Raw genomic sequence first — 22,984 nt, 5'->3', positions numbered from 1 at the left:
CGCAGTAATGCGTTCAGCTAACTGATACTAATTGCCCGTAAGGCTTGATCCTATAACAAGTCTGCCTTGTAGATCGGCGCCGTGCGACAGCACCGGCCGCAGGATCCAGAGCGACAAGTTGGATTCTCGTGTGTGATACACACAACTCAAAATTACTGCTTCTTCCAAGATTGGTTCTGTTGGCCAAGCCAGCAGAACAACCCTCTTTGCCTGATGACCATAGCGAGTCGGTCCCACCCCTTCCCATCCCGAACAGGACCGTGAAACGACTCTACGCCGATGATAGTGCGGATTCCCGTGTGAAAGTAGGTAATCGTCAGGCTCCCTAAGCCAAGAACCCCCGCCCGAAAGGCGGGGGTTTTTGCATTTGAGCGACGGAAATGCGCGAGTGATCGGGATCGGTGGCCAGGCTGCAACCGGGCGCAATTTGCGTTTGGAGAAAGGGCACGTCATTCATCCCCTCTACCTGGCGCGCCGGCCCGATCACTCAGCTGTAATCCTGCAGTCAAACCCTGCCCCGAAACGAAACCACGCGATTTGATACGATCGAAGCGGCGCCGGCGATTGCACTCGTCGACGTTCATGTTCGAAACCAGGGCTTGATGGAGAGGGCGGGAATGAATATCGGCGACGCGTCGCGCGAATCCGGAGTCAGCGCAAAAATGATCCGGTACTACGAACAGGTTGGCCTGCTTGCGCCGAGCAAACGTACCGACGCCGGCTACCGGATCTACGGCACGGACGAAATTCATATCCTGCGCTTCATCCGTCAGGCGCGACGCCTTGGCTTTCTCGTCGAGGACATCCGCAAGCTGCTGATGCTCTGGCAAGATCGTTCCCGCGCGAGCTCAGAAGTGAAGTCGATCGCGCTCGAGCACGTGGCCGAACTCGACAAGCGCATCGCGGAACTGAGCGACATGCGTGACACGCTGGCCGATCTTGCTGCGCACTGTCATGGTGACGGACGTCCCGAATGCCCGATTTTGGCGCGTCTGTCCGACCCCGTCAGTGAACCAAATTAGTGCGCGTACTCGGGCCTCAGAACGGGCCTCGATTCGATTTCCATAAAAATCAATAGGTTACGTGAAATTGATGTTCAGCCATTCCAAACAGGAATGGCTTCCATGCAAGTATTTCACTAGCATCTTGGTGCGGCATCGCTATAATTCGGGATAACCCTATACGGGAAATCCCTGAATCTCGATTCACCAGGGGTCCCCCTTCCTTGGAGAACGTCATGATCGCCTACATCGTCGAAAAGCTGAGCAACTGGTTCGAATCCGCAGAACGTGAACGCCGTGAGGCTTACCTTGCCACGTCGTCGGACATCGTCCAGCTCGAAAGCCGTATCCGCTCGCTCGAAACCAACGGCTACTCGCTGTAATCGGAGTCACCGTCAGGTGCCACGTGGCACCGAACGATAAGCAAGCCCCGTATTGACGGGGCTTTGTTTTTTTTGTGCGCCGGATCTGGCGCAATCATCAGTGCAGCGCTATGGTATGGGCCTGCTTTTCATCCCGAAGGACACGATCATGCGTTTGCGTCTCGATGTGCGTCGCAGTACCCGCGCGCGTCTCGTTTTCGGCGCAGTGGCGCTTGTTCACGGACTCGCGGCCGCTGCGGCGACGTCGTCCAAACCGCTGATTCTCGATACGCAACGCGGTATCCAGGACGGCAAGGGTGGGTTGGTGCTGCAGACGGCGCCGTTGTCTCCCGAGCCGATCGTCGAGCCGGCAGGCATGCGGGCTCCGGCCGGGCAGGCGCCGAACACGTCGGTTCCGCTGTTCGTCGCGCCGTATATCAATGTACCCGCGTGGGGTGGGCAGCCGGCCAACCAGCCAAGGCTCGCGCCCAGACTGCAGCCGTAACGCGCAGTCGCGTGATCAGTTTCCGCGGTGCTCGATCTGGCAGCGGGCGCCGCTATCCTGTCCCAGCATCTCGACCAGATAGGGCAGTGCCTCGTTCATGCTCTGGGCGAGGGTGTACGGCGGATTCAGGATGAACATCCCGCTGCCGTAGAGACCGAGCCCGTCAGTGGGTGGATTCGACACCGTCAGTGTTAGGTGCAGCCAGTTGTTCGGTTGCAGGCGCTTCAACTGCTCGGGAAAGCGCTGCGATTCCGTTCGGGTCACCTGCGGGTACCAGACGGCATAGCAGCCCGTCGCGAAACGCTTCAGACACTCCGTCACGCAAGTCACCGTGCGCGCGTAATCCTTCTTGTCCTCGTAGGACGGGTCGATCAGCACGAGTGCGCGTCGCGGCGGCGGCGGCAGCAGTGCCTTGATGCCTTCGAAGCCGTCTCCGGCAAAGATCATCGCGCGTCGCCCCGCATCGCGGAAATTGTGGCGCAGCACGTCGATTTCCGTCGTGTGCATTTCGAACAGCCGCATCCGGTCCTGCTCGCGCATCGATCGCCATGCGATGTACGGGGACCCCGGGTAGAAGCGCAGTTCGCCGTCGTCGTTCAGCGCGCGGACTTCATCCACATAGTCGCCCAGCGCTTCCGGCAGGTTCTTTTCGTTCCATAGTCGGCCGATGCCGGTGTCGAATTCCGACGTCTTTGCCGCGTAACCGTCGCGCAGCGAGTACACGCCGGCACCTGCATGTGTGTCGATGTACCAGTACGACTTGTCTTTCTTGTTCAGGTAGCGCAGCAGCTGGACGACGACGGCGTGCTTGAGCACGTCCGCGTGGTTGCCTGCGTGAAAACCGTGACGATAACTGAGCATGGCGGGCTGCCTGAAACGAAAGGTGAATCGATGAAAGCGGTCGATCGGGCGCGGCCGTCAGGCCGGGCGCCGATGCGGGCCGCGTATTGTACGCGAGTGGCCGTGCATCGCCTCATTCGTACGCATCGCCGACCACCTCTTCGATGCGTTGTTTCACATCCGGTGTCAGCTTCGAGGCAACGTCGAGCGCGCGCATGTTGTCGCCGATCTGCTCGATCCGCGACGCGCCCGTGATGACCGAGCTCACGTGAGGATTCGCGAGCACCCACGCGATCGCGAGCTGGCCGGTGCTGCAGCCGAGCTCCGTCGCAATTCCGCCGAGCCGTTCGACGATGTCGTTGGCGGCCTGGTCGGTCAGGCGGTCGCGCATCCAGTCGTACCCCTGTAACTGCGCGCGGCTGCCGGGCGGTACGCCGTTACGGTACTTGCCGGTGAGCAGGCCCGATGCCAGCGGGCTCCAGGTCGTGAGGCCGAGACCGTAGTCGTCGTAGAGCCGTGCATATTCCTTTTCGACCCGCGTGCGGTGGAACAGGTTGTACTGCGGCTGCTCGACAACCGGCTTGTGCAGGTGATGCCGTTCGGCGATCTCGCAGGCAGCACGGATCTCGTCGGCGCTCCATTCCGACGTGCCCCAGTACAGCGCCTTGCCGCGCACGATCATGTCGCTCATTGCCCAGACGGTTTCCTCGATCGGCGTGTTCGGATCGGGGCGGTGGCAATAGACGAGATCGACGTAGTCGAGCTGAAGCCGGCGCAGTGAGCCGTCGATGGCGTTCAGCAGGTATTTCCGGTTCAGCGTGTGATACTGGTTCGGCGCTTCGGCGAGCCCCCAGAAGAACTTGGTGGACACGATATAGCTGACACGCGGCCAATCGAGGGACTTGAGCGCATGACCCATGATTTCCTCGGATTTGCCGCCGGCGTATACCTCGGCGTTGTCGAAGAAATTGACGCCCGCGTCGCGTGCCGCGGCAAGGCATTCGCGCGCGACCCGCTGGTCGACCTGGTTGCCGTACGTCACCCACGAGCCGAGCGAAAGCTCGCTGATCTGCAGGCCGGAGCGGCCTAGCCGTCGATAGTGCATGCGAATCTCCTGCGTGACAGAACCGACCTTAAGCTTAGACGTTTTGCGCGCGAACGGCGGGGCCGATCGTGCACAATGGCGGCTGGCCCGCCGCGTCGATCATGCGATGAACGCCGAGGTGACGGGCACGTACTTTTTCGATCCGACAACGGGAGGAGACGGACATGGCAGCAGATCTGAATGGCAAGACCGCAGTCGTCACGGGCGCCGCGAGCGGCATCGGCAAGGAAATCGCACTCGAGCTCGCGAAAGCGGGCGCGGCCGTCGCGATCGCCGACCTGAACCAGGACGGCGCGAACGCCGTTGCCGACGAGATCGTCAAGGCGGGCGGCAAGGCGATCGGCGTCGCGATGGACGTGACGAACGAGGAAGCCGTGAACAGCGGTATCGACAAGGTGGCCGAAACGTTCGGCTCGGTCGACATCCTCGTGTCGAACGCGGGCATCCAGATCGTCAACCCGATCGAGAACTACTCGTTCTCCGACTGGAAGAAGATGCAGGCGATCCACGTCGACGGTGCATTCCTGACGACCAAGGCCGCGCTCAAGCACATGTACAAGGACGATCGCGGCGGTGTCGTGATCTACATGGGTTCGGTGCACTCGCACGAAGCGTCGCCGCTGAAATCGGCGTACGTGACGGCCAAGCACGGCCTGCTCGGCCTGGCCCGCGTGCTGGCGAAGGAAGGCGCGAAGCACAACGTGCGCTCGCACGTCGTGTGTCCGGGCTTCGTGCGCACGCCGCTGGTCGACAAGCAGATTCCGGAGCAGGCGAAGGAGCTCGGGATCAGCGAAGAGGAAGTGGTGAAGAAGGTGATGCTCGGCAATACGGTCGACGGCGTGTTCACGACGGTGCAGGACGTCGCGCAGACAGTGCTGTTCCTGTCGGCGTTCCCGAGCGCCGCGCTCACGGGCCAGTCGGTCGTCGTCAGCCACGGCTGGTTCATGCAGTAAAGGCTTCCGGCACGGGCGGTCGCGACACGTGCTGCCCGGGCGACGATTCCCCGGCAAGTCCGGAGAATCGCACAAAAAAACGCGCTCCGAGGAGCGCGTTTTTCGTTTCGGCAGGACGGGGCCGGTGATGGCTGCCGTCCGTTGGCGCCGACTTACTTCAGGACAGCTGCAACGGCATTGGCAACCGCGTCGAGGTTGCGCGTGTTCAGCGCGGCGACGCAGATCCGGCCCGTGCCGACCGCGTAGATGCCGAACTCGTCGCGCAGGCGATCGACTTGCGCCGAGGTCAGGCCCGAATACGAGAACATCCCGCGCTGCGCGTTGATGAAGCTGAAGTCGCGATCGACGCCGCTTGCCTTCAGGCGCTCGACGAGACCGTTGCGCATCGCGCGGATGCGGTCGCGCATTTCACCGAGTTCCTGCACCCACGAAGCGTACAGTTCCGGCGATGCGAGCACCGCTGCGACCACGGCGCCGCCATGGGTCGGCGGGTTCGAGTAGTTCGTGCGGATCACGCGCTTCAGTTGCGACAGCACGCGCGTCGCTTCTTCCTTGCTCGACGTGATGATCGACAGGGCGCCGACGCGTTCGCCGTACAGCGAGAACGACTTCGAGAACGACGACGACACGAATGCGTTCAGGTCGGCTGCGGCAAACAGGCGCACGGCGGCAGCGTCGGCCTCGATGTTCTCGCCGAAGCCCTGGTAGGCCATGTCGAGGAACGGCACGAGGTTGCGTGCCTTCACGACGTCGACGACCTGTTGCCATTGCGCTTCGGTCAGGTCCACGCCGGTCGGGTTGTGGCAGCACGCGTGCAGCACGACGACCGTGCCGGCTTCGTAGCCGTTCAGCGCCGACAGCATGCCTTCGAAGTTCACGCCGTTGGTGGCCGCGTCGTAATACGGGTACGCAACGACTTCGAAGCCGGCCGCTTCGAACAGCGCGCGGTGGTTTTCCCAGCTCGGATCGCTGATCGCGACCTTCACGTTCGGGTTCACGGTGCGCAGGAAATCGGCGCCGATCTTCAGCGCGCCCGTGCCGCCCAGTGCCTGGGCCGTGACCACGCGGCCCGCTGCGATCAGCGGCGAATCGTTGCCGAGCAGCAGCTTCTGCACGGCCGCATCGTAGGCGGCGATGCCGTCGATCGGCAGGTAGCCGCGCGGCAGGCCCGCTTCAACGCGCACCTTCTCTGCTTCGCGAACCGCGCGCAGCAGCGGGATCTTGCCTTCTTCGTTCGTGTACACACCGACGCCGAGGTTGACCTTGGTCGGACGCGCATCGGCGTTGAAGGCTTCGTTCAGGCCCAGGATCGGGTCGCGGGGAGCAAGCTGGACAGCAGAGAAGAGCGACATGATGATTCGGCAGTAGTGAAAAGAGGGTCAGGCTTTCAACGGGCGGGGCGGGCGCGGGGGACCGCGCGCAGGCAGGCACGACGCCGGAAAGCGCAGCAGCCTGACATTGTAGCGAATTCGCGCTGGCGGGGGCGGCGTTTCGGCGGCGAAATTCGGCCGGGAACCGCGATTTCCGACGGCCGTCGCGCGTCAGGAGCCGACAGCAGTTCGCCCGGCCGCGAAGCGCTAGAATGACTCTTTTGCCCTCGCTCCGGCCGCATTCCATGTCCGAACATCATGCCGAAACCGGCGACGCGCTCGACGAATCGAAATTCGTGACCTTCGAAGGGTCGCCGTTCCAGCTGTACCAACCGTATCCGCCCGCAGGCGACCAGCCGACCGCGATCGACACGCTCGTCGAAGGGGTCGAGGACGGCCTGTCGTTCCAGACGCTGCTCGGCGTGACGGGCTCGGGCAAGACCTTCACGATGGCGAACACGATCGCGCGGCTCGGCCGCCCGGCGATCGTGTTCGCGCCGAACAAGACGCTTGCCGCGCAACTCTACTCGGAATTCCGGGAGTTCTTCCCGCGCAACGCGGTCGAGTATTTCGTCTCTTACTACGACTATTACCAGCCTGAAGCCTACGTGCCGCAGCGCGACCTGTTCATCGAGAAGGACTCGTCGATCAACGAGCACATCGAGCAGATGCGGCTGTCGGCGACGAAGAGCCTGATGGAGCGCCGCGACGTCGTGATCGTCGCGACGGTGTCGGCGATCTACGGTATCGGCAATCCGTCCGAATACCACCAGATGATCCTGACGCTGCGCGCCGGCGACAAGCTCGGCCAGCGCGACGTGATCGCGCGGCTGATCGCGATGCAGTACACGCGCAACGAGCAGGATTTCCAGCGCGGCACGTTCCGCGTGCGCGGCGACACGATCGACATCTTCCCGGCCGAGCACGCCGAGCTGGCCGTGCGCGTCGAGCTGTTCGACGACGAGGTCGAGACGCTGCAGCTGTTCGACCCGCTGACCGGCCGTGTGCGGCAGAAGATTCCGCGCTTCACCGTGTATCCGTCGTCGCACTACGTGACGCCGCGCGATACCGTGATGCGCGCGGTCGAGACGATCAAGGACGAACTGCGCGAGCGGCTCGAGTTCTTTCACAGCGACGGCAAGCTCGTCGAGGCGCAGCGCCTCGAACAGCGCACGCGTTTCGATCTCGAGATGTTGCAGGAGCTCGGCTTCTGCAAGGGCATCGAGAACTACTCGCGGCATTTCTCGGGGGCGGAGCCCGGCGATCCCCCGCCGACGCTCGTCGACTACCTGCCCCCCGACGCGCTGATGCTGCTCGACGAATCGCACGTGCTGATCGGCCAGCTGAACGGCATGTACAACGGCGACCGCGCGCGCAAGGAAAACCTCGTCAACTATGGGTTCCGGCTGCCGTCGGCGCTGGACAACCGGCCGCTCAAGTTCCCCGAGTTCGAGCGCAAGATGCGCCAGGTCGTGTTCGTGTCGGCCACGCCGGCCGACTACGAGAAGCGCGTGACCGGGCAGATCGCCGAACAGGTCGTGCGGCCGACGGGGCTCGTCGATCCGGAAATCGAAGTGCGGCCGGCGAGCTCGCAGGTCGACGACGTGCTCGCCGAGATCAACGCGCGCGTGAAAGCCGAGGAGCGCGTGCTGATCACCGTGCTGACGAAGCGCATGGCCGAACAGCTCACCGAGTTCCTGGCCGACCACGGGGTCAAGGTGCGTTACCTGCACAGCGATATCGACACGGTCGAGCGTGTCGAAATCATCCGTGACCTGCGGCTCGGCACGTTCGACGTGCTGGTCGGGATCAACCTGCTGCGCGAAGGGCTCGACATTCCCGAGGTGTCGCTGGTCGCGATCCTCGACGCGGACAAGGAAGGCTTCCTGCGCGCGGAACGCTCGCTGATCCAGACGATCGGCCGGGCCGCGCGGAACGTGAACGGCAAGGCGATCCTCTACGCGGACAACATGACCGAGTCGATGAAGCGCGCGATCGGCGAGACCGAGCGGCGCCGCGCGAAGCAGATTGCCTACAACGAGCAGATGGGCATCACGCCGCGCGGTGTCGTGAAGCGCATCAAGGACATCATCGACGGCGTCTACAACGCGGACGAGGCACGCGCCGAGCTGAAGGAAGCCCAGCAGCGTGCGAAATTCGAGGACATGTCGGAAAAGCAGCTCGCCAAGGAAATCAAGCGCCTCGAGAAGCAGATGGCCGACTACGCGAAGAACCTCGAGTTCGAGAAGGCTGCCGCGACCCGCGACCAGCTTGCGCTGCTGCGTGAGCGCGTGTTCGGCGCGAACGTCGGCGATCACGTCAACGGCGGCCGGTAAATCTTTCCAAGCGTCACAGAAACCTTGCGGTAACGAGCCTGTAAGCCTTGTCGGATCAGGGGTTTACATGGCTCGTCGTTTGTTCCGGAACAGGTTCGGTGCTAAACTTCGCAATTATTGAGAATTGTTCGCATTAACGTTATTCGTCGCGTTAGTGTTTTCGGCGGGCAGGCCTGACGGTCGGTTCGCATGGTTCCAGATCAAATAACAAGGAGTGTCCATGTTGGGTTCTTCGTTCATCCGCACGACGGTTGCGGTAGCGGCGGCGCTTGCCGCGATGTCGGCCTCGGCTGCCGAATATCCGATCGGCAAGCAGCAGATCCAGGGCGGCATGGAAATCGGCGCGGTGTACCTGCAGCCGATCACGATGGACCCGGAAGGGATGATGCGCAAGGCGTCGGATTCCGACATCCACCTCGAGGCCGACATTCATGCGGTCAAGAACAACCCGACGGGTTTCGCGGAAGGCGACTGGATGCCGTACCTGCAGGTCACGTACAAGCTGACGAAGCAGGGTGACACGAAGTGGAAGGCCGAAGGCGACCTGATGGGCATGGTCGCGAGCGATGGTCCGCACTACGGCGACAACGTGAAGCTGAACGGCCCGGGCAAGTATCACCTGACGATGATCGTCAAGCCGCCGATGCAGACGGGCCACATGGCGTTCGGTCGTCACATCGACAAGGAAACGGGCGTGGGTGCATGGTTCAAGCCCATTACCCTCGAGTACGACTTCCCGTTCGCCGGTATCGGCAAGAAGGGCGGTTACTGATTGGTGGCATCACGGACGGCGCGCTTCGGCGCGCCGTCGGCGTAGAGAACCCAGAATGAAAATTCCCCAGAAAATCGTTGCCGCAGCCGCTGCGTTGTGGCTTGCCGGCGCAGCGTACGCTGCCGACCTGCCGACGTTCAAGCTCGAAATGACGGACGGCAAGCTGAATCCCGCCCGCATCGAAGTGCCGGCCGGCCAGCGTTTCAAGATCGAGATCAAGAACACCGGCAAAGGCGCAGCCGAATTCGAGAGCGTCCAGCTGCGCAAGGAGAAGGTGCTTGCGCCGGGTGCCGATTCGTTCGTGGTCGTCGCGCCGCTGTCGCCGGGCGAATACAAGTTTTTCGACGATTTCCACCAGCAGGCGCAGGGCGTGATCGTCGCGAAGTAACACGTTTTATCTGCGCGCAGGCTCACCAGCCCGGTGTTCTGCGCGTCAGGAGGTATCGATGGGTCAGATCTTGTTCATCGTCTGGCGGGAGAGCGTCGAAGCGCTGCTCGTCGTCGGCATTCTCTATGCATGGCTGAAAAACGGCGACGACGACGCGCGCCGCGGCCTGCCTTTCCTGTGGGCCGGCGTCGGTGTCGGCTTGCTGATGGCCGTGGGCCTCGGCGCCGCGCTGGTCGGTTTCACCGAAGTGCTGTCCGGTGACGCGCAGGACTACTTCCAGACTGCGATGGTGCTGATCGCATGCGTGCTGATCGTGCAGATGGTGCTGTGGATGCGCCGGCACGGCCGCACGCTGAAGCGCGACATGGAGCAATCGCTTCAGCAGAGCACGCGCGATTCGAACTGGTGGGGCGTCGCGGTGCTGGTCGCGCTCGCGATCGCGCGCGAGGGCAGCGAGACGGTGATCTTCCTGTACGGTCTCGGTTTCGGCCAGTCGGGCCACGTCGACGGCAGCCAGATGCTCGCGGTCGTGATCGGCCTCGGCCTTGCGTTCTTCACGTTCTATCTGCTGCAGCTCGGCGGCAAGTACTTCTCGTGGCGGCATTTCTTCCGCGTCACCGAAGTGATGCTGCTGTTCCTCGGCGCAGGCCTGTTCCAGACCGGCGTCGACAAGCTGATCGACAAGGAAATCCTGCCGCTCGGCATTTCGCAGGTGTGGGACACGTCCGCGATCCTCGATGATTCGGGCACGTTCGGCTCGCTCGTCGCGACGCTGACCGGTTATCGCGCGCACCCGGCACTGACCAACCTGGTTGCGTACGCGGTGTACTGGGCGGTGGTCTGGTTGCTGATGAAGCGTGCGAGCCGTCGCCCGGCCGTCGCTGCGGGTCGCGCGGCATGAGCGTTGCCGCCGCAGCCAAGCCGGGCTGGCTCGCGCAGGCGGGCCAGTGGATGCAGCGCCACGGCGCGCTGATCCGCGGCATCCAGTGGGCCGTCGTCGCCATCTATGCGTTCCTGATTATCGTGCCGGCGGTGTTGCCGCTGCCGGACGACTCCGCGCACCTGTGGAGCAACCTCACGCTGATCGCGCAATTCACCTTCTGGGGCATCTGGTGGCCGTTCGTGCTGCTGTCGATGGTGATGCTCGGCCGTGTCTGGTGCGGCGTGCTGTGTCCGGAGGGCGCGCTCACCGAATTCGCGAGCAAGTTCGGCCGGGGCGGCCCGATTCCGCGCTGGATACGGTGGGGTGGCTGGCCGTTCGTCGCGTTCGGACTCACGACAATCTACGGGCAGATGGTGAGCGTGTACCAGTACCCGCTCGCGGTGCTGTTCGTGCTCGGCGGCTCGACCGTCGGCGCGATCGTGATCGGCGTGCTGTACGGCCGCGAGAAGCGCGTGTGGTGCAAGTACCTGTGCCCGGTCAACGGCGTGTTCGGGCTGCTCGCGCGGCTTGCGCCGATGCGCTACAAGGTCGACGAGGAGGCATGGCGTCGTTCGTACAAGAACGGCGAGCATGGCCATCGCGTGATTCCGATCAACTGCGCACCGCTCGTGCCGTTGCGCAACATGCAGGGCGCGGCGGACTGCCATATGTGCGGCCGCTGCAGCGGGCACCGGGATGCAATCTCGTTGTCGTCGCGCTCGCCGTCCGACGAAGTCGTGAACCTCGGCGCGCAAAAGGCGAACCCGTGGGACACCGCGCTGATCCTGTACGGCCTGCTCGGCGTCGCGATCGGTGCGTTCCACTGGACCGTCAGCCCATGGTTCGTGCAGATCAAGCAATGGCTCGCGGGCTGGCTGATCGACCATGACATCACGTGGCCGCTCGAAACCAATGCACCGTGGTTCCTGCTCACGCATTATCCGGATCGCAACGACGTCTTCTCCTGGCTCGACGGCGGGTTGGTCGTCAGCTACATCGTCGGCACGGGGCTCGTGTACGGCACGGCGCTGCTGGTGCTGTTGGCCGGCGCCACGCTGATGCTCGGCCGCTTCGAGCGCGTGCGGCTGCATCATCTCGCGCAGGCTTTGATCCCGATCGCGGGTGCGGGCGTGTTTCTTGGCCTGTCGGCCACGACGCTGTCGCTGCTTCGTGCCGAGCATGTGCCGCTCGGTTGGGCAACCGATGTACGCATCGCGATCCTGGTCGGCGCCAACGCATGGAGTGCGTGGCTCGCGTGGAAAGTGACGGGGCGTTATGCGGCCTTACCGCGCCGGCTTGCGGCCTTCGCGTGGTTTGCTGTCGCGCTTGCCGTCATCGACAGCGCATGGTGGCTGATGTTCTGGGGTTTCTGAAGCGGCTCGCGCGCCGCTTCGGCGGTCATGCACTTACGCGGTAACGAATCTCGGGGACCTGCTTCGCGCATTGGCCGCCCAAATAAAAAAGCGACACGTCGAAGGACGTGTCGCTTTTTTCTTCCTTGTGCGAGAACCAAAAAAGTGGCTTGGCTTGCTGCAACGGCTGCTTGAGTGTGTTTGCACGAAGGGGTCTAGATCTCGCGTGCAAGCCGTTACGCTGGCTAATGCCCAACACCTCTCAGGGAGGTGGTCCCCACAATACTCTGTCGTTACTTCGTCAGGATCAGTTTGCCGAGCCGTGTGGCGCGCAACTGATAGGTCTCTCCGTTATGCGCGATGCTGACGTGGCTTTGGCCTTGCAGCAGCGCATCGCTGCTGACGACCCGCGTGCCTGCATCGCGGTTGCCGGCGGGCTTCGCCGGCGTGGTGACCGCTGCCGTCTTCTGGCGGCTGCTGCCTGCGGTGCCGGTCGGGCGGCGCAAGGTCAGCGTGGTCGGGCGCATGGTGTCGGTCATTCGGTTGATCGGTGACTGTCGATACGATGGAATGAATTCTAAATGATAACTATTCCCATTTACAAAAACTCTTTATCGATCGGAATGGTGAATCTGATAGCTTGAATCAAAGGGGCGGCCCGTAGGCCGCCGCCGGTTTCAGTGCAGCGGATCGGGATCCTTGCGGCCCTGCGCGTACTCGCGGATCAGGCGAACCGTGTCGATATCCGACGTGCGGTACGCCTCCTTGACGATCCCGTGCGTCTGGCGCGCGTCTTCGCTGTCGTCGGTGACGACCAGCGTCGTGCGGTATTCGAAACGCAGGAACAGCTCGTGGTCGTCACGTTCCTCGATCGTCATCGTCAGCGAGCCGCCGATCTCGCCGTCGGCGGCGCGGATGTCGTAGCGGACCTGCTGATTCGGCGTGAACGTGACGTGATCGCGCACGGTCGCGTGACCGTAGTGCAGTTCGCGTTCGAGCGTCGTCTCCGTCCGTTCGTGGACGACGCAGCTGTCGAGACCGAGCACGAACAGTTGCGGCTGTTCGGCGCGCAGCACGAGACCCTCCCAGAGCTGGTCGCGGGTGAGGGTGGGCACGGCCGGATCGTCGGAGTTGATCTGGATCAGATGTTCGAAGTTCAAGGGGACGGGTTCCTTCTGGTGGCGGGCGGCCACATGGCTCAAGAAGTCATTGTGACGCAAAACGGGCGGTTTCGCGGCACCTGCCCGGGCGTCCATGCCTCATGCCTCGATACGGCCCATGCGCCCCGTCTGGTAGTCGACGACCGCCTGCCGGATCTCTTCTTCGGTATTCATCACGAACGGGCCGTAGCGGACGATCGGCTCGTTGAGCGGTACGCCGCCGATCAGCAGCAGGTCGAGCGGCGTGTCGCCGGCAGCGAACGTGACCGTGTCGCCGTCGTCGCCATACACGACCATGTGCCGTGCGTCGACTGTCTGCCTGTCGGGCCCGTAGAGGCCCGTTCCGTCGATCGGATAGGCGAATACACGATAGCCTGCCGGGACGGGCTGCGTGACCGTTGCACCGGGTTGCAGCGTGAAATGCTGGTAGAGGATCGGCGTACGCGTCTCGATCGCCGCCCGGACGCCGAACGCTTCGCCGGCGATGACGCGCACGCGCGCGAGACCGTCCGGCGACGTGGCGCTCGGGATGCGATCGGCCGGGATTTCCTGGTAGCGCGGCGCGATCAGCTTGTCGCGCCGCGGCAGGTTGACCCACAGCTGGAAGCCGTGGGAGCGGCCGCCTGCCCTCGCGAATTCAGGATCCGGCATCTCGCTGTGCACGACCCCGGCGCCCGCCGTCATCCATTGCACGTCGCCCGGGCCGAGCGTGCCGGCATGGCCGGACGAGTCGCGATGACGGAAGCGCCCGTCGAGGGCATAGGTCACGGTCTCGAAGCCGCGATGCGGATGGTCGGGGGCGCCCTTGGCTTCGCCGGGCGCGTAGTCGACGGGGCCCATTTCGTCGAGCAGCAGGAACGGATCGAAATCCATCAGCAGCCGGGTCGGGAACGGGCGGTGAACCACGAAGCCGCCGCCTTCGGTCGTGCGAAGTGCGGGGTACGTGCGGTCAAGCGAGCGAGCGGTCGTCATGCGGATACCCTCGAAATCATTGGAATAGCGTTATTTTTGAAACATAGCGCTATTATATTGGGCGTTTTACCGCGCGATTCGCGACGGTTCGCAATGGATTGTTCTGAAATTGGAACGATGAGATGAATATCGATGCACACAACCTGAACGACCTCATGTACTTTTCGCAGGTCGTCGAACATGGCGGTTTCTCGGCCGCGGAGCGCGTGCTGGGCATCTCGAAATCGCGCCTGTCGCGGCGCCTGACCGAACTCGAGGCGGCGCTCGGCGTGCGCCTGCTGCAGCGCTCCACACGCAAGCTCGCGCTGACCGAGGCGGGGGAGCTGTTCTACCAGCACTGCCAGGCGATGCTGGCCGAAGCGCAGGCTGCAATGAACGCGGTCCAGCAGTTGCGCGCATCGCCGCGCGGCTCGGTGCGTGTCAGTGTGCCCGTGACGCTGTCGCAGACGATGCTGTCGCGCATCCTGCCCGAATTCCTGCGCCGCTATCCCGAGGTGAAGGTGCACGTCCGCGTGACGAATCGCGTGATCGACCTGTTCGAGGATTCGATCGACGTCGCGCTGCGTGTGCGCTCGGAGCCGCCGCAGAACGCGAATATCGTCGTGCGGCCGCTATGGCGCACCGAGCAGATGCTGGTCGGTGCGCCGAGCCTGCTGAGCCAGAATGCGCCGCCGCTGGTACCGGACGACCTGAGCGGATTCGAAACACTCGATACGCCGAGCGTCGACGGGCGGCACGTGTTCAACCTGATCGCGCCGGACGGTACGCGTCACGTGCACGAACACGACCCGCGGCTGGTGACGGCCGACCTGATGACGATTCGCGAAGCCGTGCTCGATGGCCTCGGCATCGCGGCGCTGCCGGAGATGATGTACGGCAACGCGCTGCGCGCGGGGCAACTGTCGCCGGTGATGCCGGGCTGGACGCTGCCCGTGCCGCAACTGTACGCGGTGTTCGTGTCGCGGCAGGGGATGCCGCCTGCGGTGCGTGCGTTTGTCGACTATCTGGTCGAGAAGCTCGATCACGGCGCCTACAAGGAACCGGGGTGTCCGGAGCGCGCGAAGAAGGAAGCGGCGGCCGATGTTTCGGCGACCTGAACACGACGTGCACGGCGAGGCAAATTTGTTTTGTCATTGAAGCGTCGCCTGCAATCGCAAGTTTCAATCGCCGGAACCTTGAATGCGCGTGCGTGCGAGCCTATATTGAAATCCCATTTCGTGAAGGAAGTTCTGAGCGAAATCAGGTGGCCGCATATATTGTGAGCCAGATAGGGCAGAACGCGCAGTCCGTGCAGACCACGGCAGAGTCGCATTTGCGTTGCTCGAGGCGTAACCGATACCGCCAAAGAGCCCGCCGCCCGAAGGCGCCCGCGTGCGCATGAAAAAAGGCCTTCATCTGGCGATGAAGGCCTTTTACTTTGTGCGCGGCCGGCTAGGCGCGGCCGGCCAGGTACAGCCGGCGAGCGCCTGATTGCGCGCGCGTTACTTCGCTTTTGCGGTCGGCTCGGTCACGAAGCCGAGCTTCGTCAAACCGCCGGCCTGCGCATCCGACATCACTTCGGCGACGTGTTCGTAGGCAACCTTACGGTCCGCACGCAGGTGCAACTCCGGCTGCGGCGTGCGTTTTGCCGCTTCCGCGATGCGTTCCTGCAATTGTTCGCGCGTGACCGTATGGTCGTCCCACAGGATCGTGCCGTCGCCCTGGATCGCGACGTCGACCGTCTGCGGTTTCTCGTCGACAGGCTGGCTGCTGGCATGCGGCAGGTCGATCTTCACCGCGTGCTGCATCGCCGGGATCGTCACGAGGAAAATGATCAGGAGTACGAGCATGACGTCGACGAGCGGCGTCATGTTGATCTCGCTCATCACTGCATCGTCGTCATCGTCGCTGAAACCGGTGTTCATTGCCATGGTTCACCCCGTCTCAGCTGGCGCGCGTCGCGAGACGCAGGCCGTCGCGCGTCGACGACGATGCGAGGCTCGCGCCCGTCACGAAATACGCGTGCAGGCCGTGCGCGAAGCGGCGCAGCTTGCTGACGACGCCCTTGTTCGCACGGGTGAGTGCGTTGTAGCCGAGCACGGCCGGGATCGCGACGAACAGGCCGAATGCGGTCATGATCAGCGATTCGCCGACCGGGCCCGCGACCTGGTCGATCGACGTCTGGCCGGACGCGCCGATCGCGAGCAGTGCGTGGTAGATCCCCCAGACCGTACCGAACAGGCCGACGAACGGCGCCGTGCTGCCGACCGACGCGAGGATCGCGAGGCCGCTTTGCATGCGCGAGATGCCTTCGTCCATCGTGTCCTTCAGGCAGCGCGTGACCCAGTCCGACACGTCCATGCGGTCGTGCAGGTGCGGTTGCGTCTGATGGTGGTGATCGGCGGCTTCCTTGCCCGACAGCGCGAGCGCGAGGAACGGGTTGTCGTTCGGCGTCGAGGCGGCGAGCCCGAGCTTCTTGATGCCGTCGTCGAAGTTGTCCGAATGCCAGAACGCCTGCTCGGCGTTCTTCGTCAGGCGGTTCAGGCGGATCACGTTCCAGCCCTTGATGACGATCACGATCCACGACAGGACCGACATCACGAGCAGCGTGATCGCGATGGCGCGCGTGACGAAATCACCTTGCGCCCAGACGTGCGCGATACCGTAGCTTTGCATTTTCTTGTTTCCTTTGAATCTACCGAATATGACGGGTTAGTCGTCGAGCGTGAAGTTGAAGGGCAGCGTATGGGCGGCGCGGATCGCCTGGCCGTTCTCGATATACGGCGGACAGGTGCTGGCGCGCGTCGCCTCGAGCGCGGCTTCGTCGAGACGCGGGTAGCCGCTGCTCTTCTGCAGCTGGACGCTTTCGATCTTGCCCGTCACGCCGATGATGAAGTGAACATAAGCCGTGCCCGTTTCGCCGCGACGCTTCGACATCGTCGGATAGGCGGGCTTCACGAAATTGCAGCTGAGCGCCGTGACGTTCTTCGGTGCGCTGACCTGCATCGTCTCGCGCGCCGGACCGGGTGCTGCAGCCGGTGCGGCAGGCGCCGGCGCGGCGGGAGCCGGCGTCGGATCGACCACTGCCGGCGCGGGCGTCGGCGACGGTGCCTGCGCGACCGGCTGAGGCGTCGGGACGGCTTTCTGTACCGGCTTCGGCTCGACCTTCGGCTTCACGCGCGGCGTGGGCTTGGGGGGCGTGGGCTGCTGCGCGGCCGACTGGACCGCGACCGGCTGGGCAGGGGGCGCGGGCGGAATGAGCTGTGCGGTGATCGACTGAACCTCGATCTCCTTCGCCGGCGGCGGCGCGTTGCGATGGAGCCAGGCGGCCGTCAGCATGATCGCATGTGCGGCAAGCACACCGACCGCGGCGACGATCACTCGGGGATTCATACGTGGTGCAGCCGGCAAGATGCTGGCGGGAGTGGAATGCGAAGCCTGCATGTTAGCTTGAAAGAACGATGTCGCACCCGGGGCGCGGCGGGTGAATCGGCATCACTTGCGGAAGATCAGCAGCGAGATGCAAACGGTGGTCACAAATCCGATCAGCAATTCCATGACAGGCTCCTTGGCAGGTAAGCCGCTGGCTCGCGCATACGGTGGCTTGCTGACGGTCAAAACAAAAATGCGGCCTGGGCCGCATGTACACACCCGGCGTCGGTCAGGCAGCCTTGCGTTCGTAGAACGTGACCGGGATCGGATGAGCGTGGTGCTCGACACCGCACTGGCTCGCGCAGACGCCTTGTTCGGCCATGAGGTCGCGTACGGACTCCTCGCACTTGCCGCAGCACGTGGCCACGCCGAGCTCGAACTGGAGTTCATCGAAAGAGTTCACGCCCTCTGCGAGGGACGCGCGAATCTTGCGATCGGAAACAGACTTGCACACGCAGACGATCATGGTGAGTTGCGATAGCTAACGTTAATGCGAATTATTATCATTAATTTTGCGGACGTTGACAAGCGCGGGTCGGGCTTTTTTTAAGGTCATCGGACCCTTGAAACGATGGGGGCGGTGGAGCGGCACGCGGAAGCGGGCGTGCCGGCTCGTGTCAGGCGGTCGCGCAGGCGCGCGCGTTCGGCGAGGAAATGGTGACGGATTCGACCGGTGCGGCGAGGCCGAGCAGCGTCGATGCGAGTACCTGCAACTGGCGGCCGTCGCTGGTCGAGCAGAAGCGGGGCGGCGCCGCGCGCGTGCCGGCCGGCGCACGCAGGCTGCGCTCGTCGAGAATCCGGGCGAGCTGGCGCGCGATTGCGTCGCTCGTGTCGACGATCGTCAGGCGGTCGCCCACAAGGTCACGAATCGTTTCCGTGAAGAACGGGTAATGCGTGCAGCCGAGTACCAGCGTATCGGCGCCGTCGTCGAGCATCGGCTGCAGGTAGCTGTCGAGCAACGCGCGCAATGCGGGCGAATTCGTGTCGCCGCGCTCGATGGCCTCGACGAGCCCGTGGCCGGGCTGGCAGATGAAGCGGCGGCCGGCGCCGTAGCGGTCGAGCAGCGCCTGGAAGCGCGGGCTGTTCAGCGTCGACTGCGTGGCGAGGACGCCCGCGACGCCGCTCGCGGACGCGGCGACGGCCGGCTTGATGCCCGGCTCGACGCCGACGAGCGGCATCGGCAGGTGTTCGCGAATCGCGGCGATCGCGCGTGCGGTTGCGGTGTTGCAGGCGATGACGAGCGCCTTCGCCCCTTCGCGGGCCAGCCACTCGCCGATTGCCAGCGTACGTTCCGTAATGAACGCCTCATCGCGCGGACCATAAGGTGCGTGGTGCGAATCGGCGACGTAGATGAACGATTCGTCGGGCAGCTGCGCGCGCGCGGCGCGCAGTACCGACAGGCCACCCAGCCCTGAATCGAAGATGCCGATGGGGGCAGCGGTCGTGGACGTCGCGGCGATAACGGAATGTGTCGACATGAAAGGACGGGTGGCGATGGCGGGAAGGGCGGAGCGCGCTTACTCCGGCGAACCCATCATCGTTTGCTGGTAGTTCTGCAGGCCGACCTTGCCGATCAGGTCGATCTGCGTTTCCAGCCAGTCGATGTGCTCTTCGGTGTCGTCGAGGATCTTTTCGAAGATCTCGCGCGACACGTAGTCACGAACCGATTCGCAATAGGCGATCGCTTCCTTGCAGGTGGACTGCGAGATCTGCTCGAGCTTCAGGTCGCACTTCAGGATCTCTTCGGTTTCCTCGCCGATGAGCAGCTTGTGCAGGTCCTGCAGGTTCGGCAGGCCGTCGAGCATGAAGACGCGCTCGATCAGCCAGTCGGCGTGCTTCATTTCGCCGATCGACTCGTCGTACTCGTGCTTGCCGAGTTTCTCGAGGCCCCAGTGCTTGTACATGCGCGCATGCAGGAAGTACTGGTTGATCGCCGTGAGTTCATTCTTCAACTGGGCGTTCAGATATTCGATGACTTTCTTGTCGCCTTGCATGGCTTGTTCCTTGTTCAGTGGGGCTTCAGAAACCGAAAGATAATCGCTCGTACGAGAAAAGCCAAGCCTCGAAGCCTTGCCGGGCCTGCCTTTTGCATGTAATGAGAATCAGCCTCGAATAATCGGCCGCATGCAGGAATGAGAACGAGAAGCAAAAAGGCCGGACTTGCGTCCGGCCTTGCATTCGATCGCGCTCAAGCGGTTGCGACCGGGATCTTGCCGATCTTCGCCTGCCACTCCTTCGGGCCGGTCTGGTGCACCGACGTGCCCGACGAATCGACGGCGACCGTCACCGGCATGTCCTGCACGTCGAACTCGTAGATCGCTTCCATGCCGAGGTCCTCGAATGCGAGCACCTTCGCGCCGCGGATCGCCTTCGACACGAGGTATGCGGCGCCGCCGACGGCCATCAGGTAGGCCGCCTTGTGCTTCTTGATCGCGTCGATCGCGACCGGGCCGCGCTCGGCCTTGCCGACCATCGAGATCAGGCCGGTTTGCGCGAGCATCGTCTCGGTGAACTTGTCCATGCGCGTGGCCGTCGTCGGGCCTGCCGGGCCGACCACTTCGTCGCGCACCGGATCGACCGGGCCGACGTAGTAGATCACGCGGTTGGTGAAGTCGACCGGCAGCTTCTCGCCCTTCGCGAGCATGTCGGCGATGCGCTTGTGCGCAGCGTCGCGGCCGGTGAGCATCTTGCCCGACAGCAGCAGCGTCTGGCCCGGCGTCCAGCTGGCGACTTCTTCCGGCGTCAGCGTGTTCAGGTCGACGCGCTTGCTGGTTTCCGTGTTCGGTTCCCACTGGACCTTCGGCCAGGCATCGAGCGACGGTGCTTCAAGCTTGGCCGGGCCCGAGCCGTCGAGCACGAAGTGCGCGTGGCGCGTGGCCGCGCAGTTCGGGATCAGCGCGACCGGCTTCGATGCCGCGTGCGTCGGTGCCGCCATGATCTTCACGTCGAGCACCGTTGCGAGGCCACCGAGGCCCTGGGCGCCGATGCCGAGAGCGTTGACCTTCTCGTGCAGCTCGACACGCAGTTCCTCGACCCAGTCCTTCGGGCCGCGCGCGATGATTTCCTGGATGTCGATCGGCTCCATCAGCGATTCCTTCGCCATCAGCATCGCCTTCTCGGCGGTGCCGCCGATGCCGATCCCGAGCATGCCCGGCGGGCACCAGCCCGCGCCCATCGTCGGGACCGTCTTCAGCACCCAGTCGACGATCGAGTCGGACGGGTTCAGCATCACGAACTTCGACTTGTTCTCCGAGCCGCCGCCCTTCGCCGCGACCTGCACGTCGACCTTGTCGCCCGGCACGATCTCGTAGTGGATCACGGCCGGCGTGTTGTCCTTCGTGTTCTTGCGGGCGCCTTCCGGCGGATTGACGATCGACGCGCGCAGCACGTTGTCCGGGTGCGTGTAACCGCGGCGCACGCCTTCGTTGATCATGTCGGTGAGGCCCATCGTTGCGCCGTCCCAGCGCACGTCCATGCCGACCTTCACGAAGATCGTGACGATGCCGGTGTCCTGGCAGATCGGACGCTTGCCTTCCGCGCACATGCGGCTGTTCGTGAGGATCTGCGCGATCGCATCCTTCGCGGCCGGGCTTTCTTCCAGCTCGTATGCGCGGCCGAGGGCCTGGATGTAGTCGAGCGGGTGGTAGTAGCTGATGTACTGCAGCGAATCCGCGATGCTCTGGATCAGGTCTTCCTGTTTGATGACGGTCATGGCTGAGACTCTGTGGGGACAGTGGGGAATGCGTTTATGCGTTGGCGGCTGATTCGGCCGGCTTGCGGGACGCGGGCACGGCGCTCGCGTGCGGCGCGTGCGTCTCGTGGAAATGGGCCGGGTGCGTGTGCGTCGTCAGGCGGTCGACCCACGCCATCACGAGCGCCGACACCAGGAACGACACGTGGATGATCACCTGCCACATGATCGCGTGCATCGTGTGCTGGTCGGGGTTGATGAACGTCTTCAGCAGGTGGATCGACGAAATGCTGATCAGCGCCATCGACAGCTTGACCTTCAGCACGCCCGCGTTCACGTGGTCGAGCCATTCGGGCTCGTCGGGGTGGCCCTCGATGCCGAGGCGCGACACGAACGTTTCGTAACCGCCGACGATCACCATGATCAGCAGGTTCGAGATCATCACCACGTCGATCAGGCCGAGCACCGCGAGCATCACGCTGATTTCGTCGAGGCTGGTCGCATGCGACAGCAGGTGCCAGACCTCCTTCAGGAACAGGAACACGTAGACGGCCTGCGCGACGATCAGGCCGAGGTAAAGCGGAACCTGGAGCCAGCGGCTCATGAAAATCAGCGCGGGAAGCGGGCGAAGCGGGCGACGGGCGGGGCGGCCGGGCGAATGCGGGGCGGACATGGTGGAGAGTCGGGCGCGGTGCGCAGGTATCGGGGGTAATCTTGAAAAGGCGCGCTATTGTAACGCGTCGGCCGGCGCGACTGCAGTGACGCGCCGGCACAGCCGGGGACGGATCAGGACGCGGCGGCGGGCACGCGTTTCACGCGCAGGCTCGCGAGCACGATGCCGGTGACGACGCACGCGAGCGCAATGCCGTGGGCGAGGGTCGGCCGCTCGCCGAGGAACGCGATGCCATACGCGGCCGCGGCGACCGGCAGCACCGCGCTGAACACGCCAGCGAGGCTGCCCGGCACGTGCCGGATGCCTTTCATCCACAGCCAGAACGAGAAGATGCTGGCCGACAGGCCGTACCAGACGACGAGCGCCCAGGTGCCGGCCGGCACGCTCGCGTAATCGAAATGCCACATGGCCGTCGCGCCGAGCGGCAGCATCAGGCACAGGCCGAACAGGTGCGTGTACGCGCAGATGTCGATCGGCGCGAGCGTCTGCGTGAGGCGGCGCGACAGGATCACGTAGATCGATTCGCAGCACACCGCGCCGAGGATCAGCAGGTTGCCGGTCAGCGACGACGATGCGCCGTGCCCGGCGGCGCTGCCGTTCGCGAGGTTGATCGTCACGACGCCGGCGATCGCGAGCGCGATCGACACGAGCGCACGGCCGTTCGGTTTTTCACGCAGGATCAGCCACGCGAACAGCGCGACGATCGCCGGAATCGTGCTGGTGATCACGCCGGCCGCGACCGCGCTCGTGCGCTGCACGCCGTTCAGCATCAGCAGCGTGAACATGAAGGTGCCGAAGAACGCCTGCAGGAACAGGTTCAGCCATTCGCCGCGCTTGACGGTGCGCATCTTCACCGGGCTGAACAGCGGCCACAGCACGGCGATCGCAATCACGAAGCGCAGGGTGGCGAGGATGGCGACGGGAACGAAGACGACGATCGATTTGCCGATACCGACATTGCTGCCGACGAACAGCATCGACAGAACGAGAAAGAAAGCATAGCGATTCAAGCTGGAATCCGGAAGGCGAGTTCAGTTAGGATTGTAGGGTCGCGCTCGTTACAGCGTAAAGCTGCAAGCGGCGCCGCCCGGCGGGCGAAACGGCCGTGCCGCGTAAGTGACGGGTAAGTTGGAGCGCTTATTGTGGACACTGTCGGGTCGCCCGGTCGCCA

At 63.8% G+C, this 22,984-nt stretch carries 25 protein-coding genes and 1 rRNA gene; 11 read left to right on the top strand and 15 right to left on the bottom strand.

All coding sequences use genetic code 11. The features are described from left to right. Nucleotides 1-209: 209 nt before the first annotated feature. From rrf to DPV74_RS28050, 4 genes are all read left to right on the top strand, one after another. Nucleotides 210-322: ribosomal RNA gene (rrf, locus tag DPV74_RS28065) — 5S ribosomal RNA — on the top strand. 295 nt (nt 323-617) lie between these two features. Continuing rightward, on the top strand, nt 618-1,022 hold the full coding sequence (cueR, locus tag DPV74_RS28060) for a Cu(I)-responsive transcriptional regulator (protein ID WP_119338369.1): 405 nt from the start codon (nt 618-620) through the stop codon (nt 1,020-1,022). Between the two features lie 215 nt (nt 1,023-1,237). Continuing rightward, entirely contained in the window at nt 1,238-1,384 is a 147-nt protein-coding gene (locus tag DPV74_RS28055) for a DUF3563 family protein (RefSeq protein ID WP_006478295.1), read from the top strand. 115 nt (nt 1,385-1,499) lie between these two features. After that, the gene (locus DPV74_RS28050; protein WP_119338368.1) at nt 1,500-1,868 is read left to right on the top strand and encodes a hypothetical protein; all 369 of its coding nucleotides are present in this window, start codon (nt 1,500-1,502) and stop codon (nt 1,866-1,868) included. 15 nt (nt 1,869-1,883) lie between these two features. On the opposite strand, the gene DPV74_RS28045 is transcribed toward DPV74_RS28050, so the two are convergent. Both DPV74_RS28045 and DPV74_RS28040 read right to left on the bottom strand, forming a co-directional pair. Beyond that, nucleotides 1,884-2,729: a 23S rRNA (adenine(2030)-N(6))-methyltransferase RlmJ gene (locus DPV74_RS28045; protein ID WP_021164367.1), complete on the bottom strand. Its 846-nt coding sequence runs from the start codon at nt 2,727-2,729 to the stop codon at nt 1,884-1,886. A gap of 112 nt (nt 2,730-2,841) precedes the next feature. Further along, a complete protein-coding gene (locus DPV74_RS28040) occupies nt 2,842-3,813 on the bottom strand; it encodes an aldo/keto reductase (RefSeq protein ID WP_119338367.1) in 972 nt (323 codons plus the stop codon). A 164-nt stretch (nt 3,814-3,977) separates the two neighbouring features. Here DPV74_RS28040 and DPV74_RS28035 point away from each other — a divergent pair, with 164 nt between their 5' ends. Next, nucleotides 3,978-4,766, top strand: a complete 789-nt coding sequence (locus DPV74_RS28035) for a 3-hydroxybutyrate dehydrogenase (protein ID WP_048026652.1) — start codon at nt 3,978-3,980, stop codon at nt 4,764-4,766. Nucleotides 4,767-4,918: 152 nt separating this feature from the next. Here the strand turns inward: DPV74_RS28035 and DPV74_RS28030 are convergent, their stop codons facing one another. Further along, nucleotides 4,919-6,118, bottom strand: coding sequence for an amino acid aminotransferase (locus DPV74_RS28030; protein WP_027786889.1), 1,200 nt, complete (start codon nt 6,116-6,118; stop codon nt 4,919-4,921). Between the two features lie 263 nt (nt 6,119-6,381). Between DPV74_RS28030 and uvrB the strand changes: the two genes are divergently transcribed. The 5 genes from uvrB (at nt 6,382) to DPV74_RS28005 (ending at nt 11,927) form a co-directional block, all read left to right on the top strand. After that, nucleotides 6,382-8,472 carry an excinuclease ABC subunit UvrB gene (uvrB, locus tag DPV74_RS28025; protein ID WP_048026655.1) on the top strand — a complete coding sequence of 697 codons (2,091 nt, stop codon included), beginning with the start codon at nt 6,382-6,384 and terminating at the stop codon, nt 8,470-8,472. 220 nt (nt 8,473-8,692) lie between these two features. Continuing rightward, a complete protein-coding gene (locus tag DPV74_RS28020; RefSeq protein WP_060306246.1) occupies nt 8,693-9,244 on the top strand; it encodes an iron transporter in 552 nt (183 codons plus the stop codon). 55 nt (nt 9,245-9,299) lie between these two features. Then, nucleotides 9,300-9,632, top strand: a complete 333-nt coding sequence (locus DPV74_RS28015) for a cupredoxin domain-containing protein (RefSeq protein WP_027786891.1) — start codon at nt 9,300-9,302, stop codon at nt 9,630-9,632. A 58-nt stretch (nt 9,633-9,690) separates the two neighbouring features. After that, a complete protein-coding gene (locus DPV74_RS28010; protein WP_021163415.1) occupies nt 9,691-10,533 on the top strand; it encodes an FTR1 family protein in 843 nt (280 codons plus the stop codon). Further along, the gene (locus tag DPV74_RS28005; protein ID WP_119338366.1) at nt 10,530-11,927 is read left to right on the top strand and encodes a 4Fe-4S binding protein; all 1,398 of its coding nucleotides are present in this window, start codon (nt 10,530-10,532) and stop codon (nt 11,925-11,927) included. Before DPV74_RS28010 ends, DPV74_RS28005 begins: the two co-directional genes overlap by 4 nt. Nucleotides 11,928-12,199: 272 nt before the next feature. Here DPV74_RS28005 and hemP read toward each other — a convergent pair whose 3' ends face one another. The 3 genes from hemP to DPV74_RS27990 form a co-directional block, all read right to left on the bottom strand. Then, complete coding sequence (gene hemP / locus DPV74_RS28000) at nt 12,200-12,445, bottom strand: hemin uptake protein HemP (RefSeq protein WP_021163412.1); 246 nt, start codon at nt 12,443-12,445, stop codon at nt 12,200-12,202. 138 nt (nt 12,446-12,583) lie between these two features. Continuing rightward, nucleotides 12,584-13,066 carry an SRPBCC family protein gene (locus tag DPV74_RS27995; protein WP_027786893.1) on the bottom strand — a complete coding sequence of 161 codons (483 nt, stop codon included), beginning with the start codon at nt 13,064-13,066 and terminating at the stop codon, nt 12,584-12,586. Nucleotides 13,067-13,165: 99 nt separating this feature from the next. Beyond that, nucleotides 13,166-14,038 carry a pirin family protein gene (locus tag DPV74_RS27990; protein ID WP_119338364.1) on the bottom strand — a complete coding sequence of 291 codons (873 nt, stop codon included), beginning with the start codon at nt 14,036-14,038 and terminating at the stop codon, nt 13,166-13,168. 122 nt (nt 14,039-14,160) lie between these two features. Here DPV74_RS27990 and DPV74_RS27985 point away from each other — a divergent pair, with 122 nt between their 5' ends. After that, entirely contained in the window at nt 14,161-15,135 is a 975-nt protein-coding gene (locus DPV74_RS27985; protein ID WP_021163408.1) for a LysR family transcriptional regulator, read from the top strand. Between the two features lie 384 nt (nt 15,136-15,519). Here the strand turns inward: DPV74_RS27985 and DPV74_RS27980 are convergent, their stop codons facing one another. From DPV74_RS27980 to DPV74_RS27940, 9 genes are all read right to left on the bottom strand, one after another. Continuing rightward, complete coding sequence (locus DPV74_RS27980) at nt 15,520-15,948, bottom strand: biopolymer transporter ExbD (protein ID WP_021163407.1); 429 nt, start codon at nt 15,946-15,948, stop codon at nt 15,520-15,522. 13 nt (nt 15,949-15,961) lie between these two features. Then, on the bottom strand, nt 15,962-16,693 hold the full coding sequence (locus DPV74_RS27975) for a MotA/TolQ/ExbB proton channel family protein (RefSeq protein ID WP_027786895.1): 732 nt from the start codon (nt 16,691-16,693) through the stop codon (nt 15,962-15,964). 36 nt (nt 16,694-16,729) lie between these two features. After that, the gene (locus DPV74_RS27970; protein ID WP_027786896.1) at nt 16,730-17,461 is read right to left on the bottom strand and encodes an energy transducer TonB; all 732 of its coding nucleotides are present in this window, start codon (nt 17,459-17,461) and stop codon (nt 16,730-16,732) included. A gap of 217 nt (nt 17,462-17,678) precedes the next feature. Beyond that, nucleotides 17,679-17,915 (bottom strand): bacterioferritin-associated ferredoxin, encoded by a 237-nt coding sequence (locus tag DPV74_RS27965; protein WP_011352654.1) that lies wholly within the window; start codon nt 17,913-17,915, stop codon nt 17,679-17,681. Between the two features lie 151 nt (nt 17,916-18,066). Continuing rightward, entirely contained in the window at nt 18,067-18,927 is an 861-nt protein-coding gene (murI, locus tag DPV74_RS27960) for a glutamate racemase (protein ID WP_119338363.1), read from the bottom strand. A 39-nt stretch (nt 18,928-18,966) separates the two neighbouring features. Then, complete coding sequence (gene bfr, locus DPV74_RS27955) at nt 18,967-19,443, bottom strand: bacterioferritin (protein ID WP_059535536.1); 477 nt, start codon at nt 19,441-19,443, stop codon at nt 18,967-18,969. Nucleotides 19,444-19,637: 194 nt separating this feature from the next. Continuing rightward, nucleotides 19,638-21,161 carry a fumarate hydratase gene (locus DPV74_RS27950; RefSeq protein ID WP_006478316.1) on the bottom strand — a complete coding sequence of 508 codons (1,524 nt, stop codon included), beginning with the start codon at nt 21,159-21,161 and terminating at the stop codon, nt 19,638-19,640. 34 nt (nt 21,162-21,195) lie between these two features. Continuing rightward, the gene (locus DPV74_RS27945) at nt 21,196-21,813 is read right to left on the bottom strand and encodes a TIGR00645 family protein (RefSeq protein WP_091926106.1); all 618 of its coding nucleotides are present in this window, start codon (nt 21,811-21,813) and stop codon (nt 21,196-21,198) included. A gap of 113 nt (nt 21,814-21,926) precedes the next feature. Beyond that, nucleotides 21,927-22,823: a DMT family transporter gene (locus DPV74_RS27940; protein ID WP_027786899.1), complete on the bottom strand. Its 897-nt coding sequence runs from the start codon at nt 22,821-22,823 to the stop codon at nt 21,927-21,929. Between the last annotated feature and the right edge of the window lie 161 nt (nt 22,824-22,984).

Origin of the sequence: Burkholderia sp. HAN2018 (assembly GCF_024704855.1) — a bacterium.
GTDB lineage: Bacteria > Pseudomonadota > Gammaproteobacteria > Burkholderiales > Burkholderiaceae > Burkholderia > Burkholderia cepacia.
The sequence above is the reverse complement of the archived record's forward strand: the minus strand, read 5'-3'. Positions and strand labels throughout refer to the sequence as shown.

Coding starts and splice junctions, on each gene's coding strand:
- bfr (WP_059535536.1), bottom strand. CDS start 19,443: ATGCAAGGCGACAAGAAAGTCATCGAATATCTGAACGCCCAGTTGAAG.
- DPV74_RS28045 (WP_021164367.1), bottom strand. CDS start 2,729: ATGCTCAGTTATCGTCACGGTTTTCACGCAGGCAACCACGCGGACGTG.
- DPV74_RS27990 (WP_119338364.1), bottom strand. CDS start 14,038: ATGACGACCGCTCGCTCGCTTGACCGCACGTACCCCGCACTTCGCACG.
- DPV74_RS28040 (WP_119338367.1), bottom strand. CDS start 3,813: ATGCACTATCGACGGCTAGGCCGCTCCGGCCTGCAGATCAGCGAGCTT.
- DPV74_RS27970 (WP_027786896.1), bottom strand. CDS start 17,461: ATGCAGGCTTCGCATTCCACTCCCGCCAGCATCTTGCCGGCTGCACCA.
- cueR (WP_119338369.1), top strand. CDS start 618: ATGAATATCGGCGACGCGTCGCGCGAATCCGGAGTCAGCGCAAAAATG.
- DPV74_RS28055 (WP_006478295.1), top strand. CDS start 1,238: ATGATCGCCTACATCGTCGAAAAGCTGAGCAACTGGTTCGAATCCGCA.
- hemP (WP_021163412.1), bottom strand. CDS start 12,445: ATGACCGACACCATGCGCCCGACCACGCTGACCTTGCGCCGCCCGACC.
- DPV74_RS27945 (WP_091926106.1), bottom strand. CDS start 21,813: ATGTCCGCCCCGCATTCGCCCGGCCGCCCCGCCCGTCGCCCGCTTCGC.
- DPV74_RS28050 (WP_119338368.1), top strand. CDS start 1,500: ATGGGCCTGCTTTTCATCCCGAAGGACACGATCATGCGTTTGCGTCTC.
- DPV74_RS27985 (WP_021163408.1), top strand. CDS start 14,161: ATGAATATCGATGCACACAACCTGAACGACCTCATGTACTTTTCGCAG.
- DPV74_RS27975 (WP_027786895.1), bottom strand. CDS start 16,693: ATGCAAAGCTACGGTATCGCGCACGTCTGGGCGCAAGGTGATTTCGTC.
- DPV74_RS28030 (WP_027786889.1), bottom strand. CDS start 6,118: ATGTCGCTCTTCTCTGCTGTCCAGCTTGCTCCCCGCGACCCGATCCTG.
- DPV74_RS28010 (WP_021163415.1), top strand. CDS start 9,691: ATGGGTCAGATCTTGTTCATCGTCTGGCGGGAGAGCGTCGAAGCGCTG.
- DPV74_RS28020 (WP_060306246.1), top strand. CDS start 8,693: ATGTTGGGTTCTTCGTTCATCCGCACGACGGTTGCGGTAGCGGCGGCG.
- DPV74_RS27965 (WP_011352654.1), bottom strand. CDS start 17,915: ATGATCGTCTGCGTGTGCAAGTCTGTTTCCGATCGCAAGATTCGCGCG.
- DPV74_RS28005 (WP_119338366.1), top strand. CDS start 10,530: ATGAGCGTTGCCGCCGCAGCCAAGCCGGGCTGGCTCGCGCAGGCGGGC.
- DPV74_RS28035 (WP_048026652.1), top strand. CDS start 3,978: ATGGCAGCAGATCTGAATGGCAAGACCGCAGTCGTCACGGGCGCCGCG.
- DPV74_RS28015 (WP_027786891.1), top strand. CDS start 9,300: ATGAAAATTCCCCAGAAAATCGTTGCCGCAGCCGCTGCGTTGTGGCTT.
- uvrB (WP_048026655.1), top strand. CDS start 6,382: ATGTCCGAACATCATGCCGAAACCGGCGACGCGCTCGACGAATCGAAA.
- DPV74_RS27980 (WP_021163407.1), bottom strand. CDS start 15,948: ATGGCAATGAACACCGGTTTCAGCGACGATGACGACGATGCAGTGATG.
- DPV74_RS27950 (WP_006478316.1), bottom strand. CDS start 21,161: ATGACCGTCATCAAACAGGAAGACCTGATCCAGAGCATCGCGGATTCG.
- murI (WP_119338363.1), bottom strand. CDS start 18,927: ATGTCGACACATTCCGTTATCGCCGCGACGTCCACGACCGCTGCCCCC.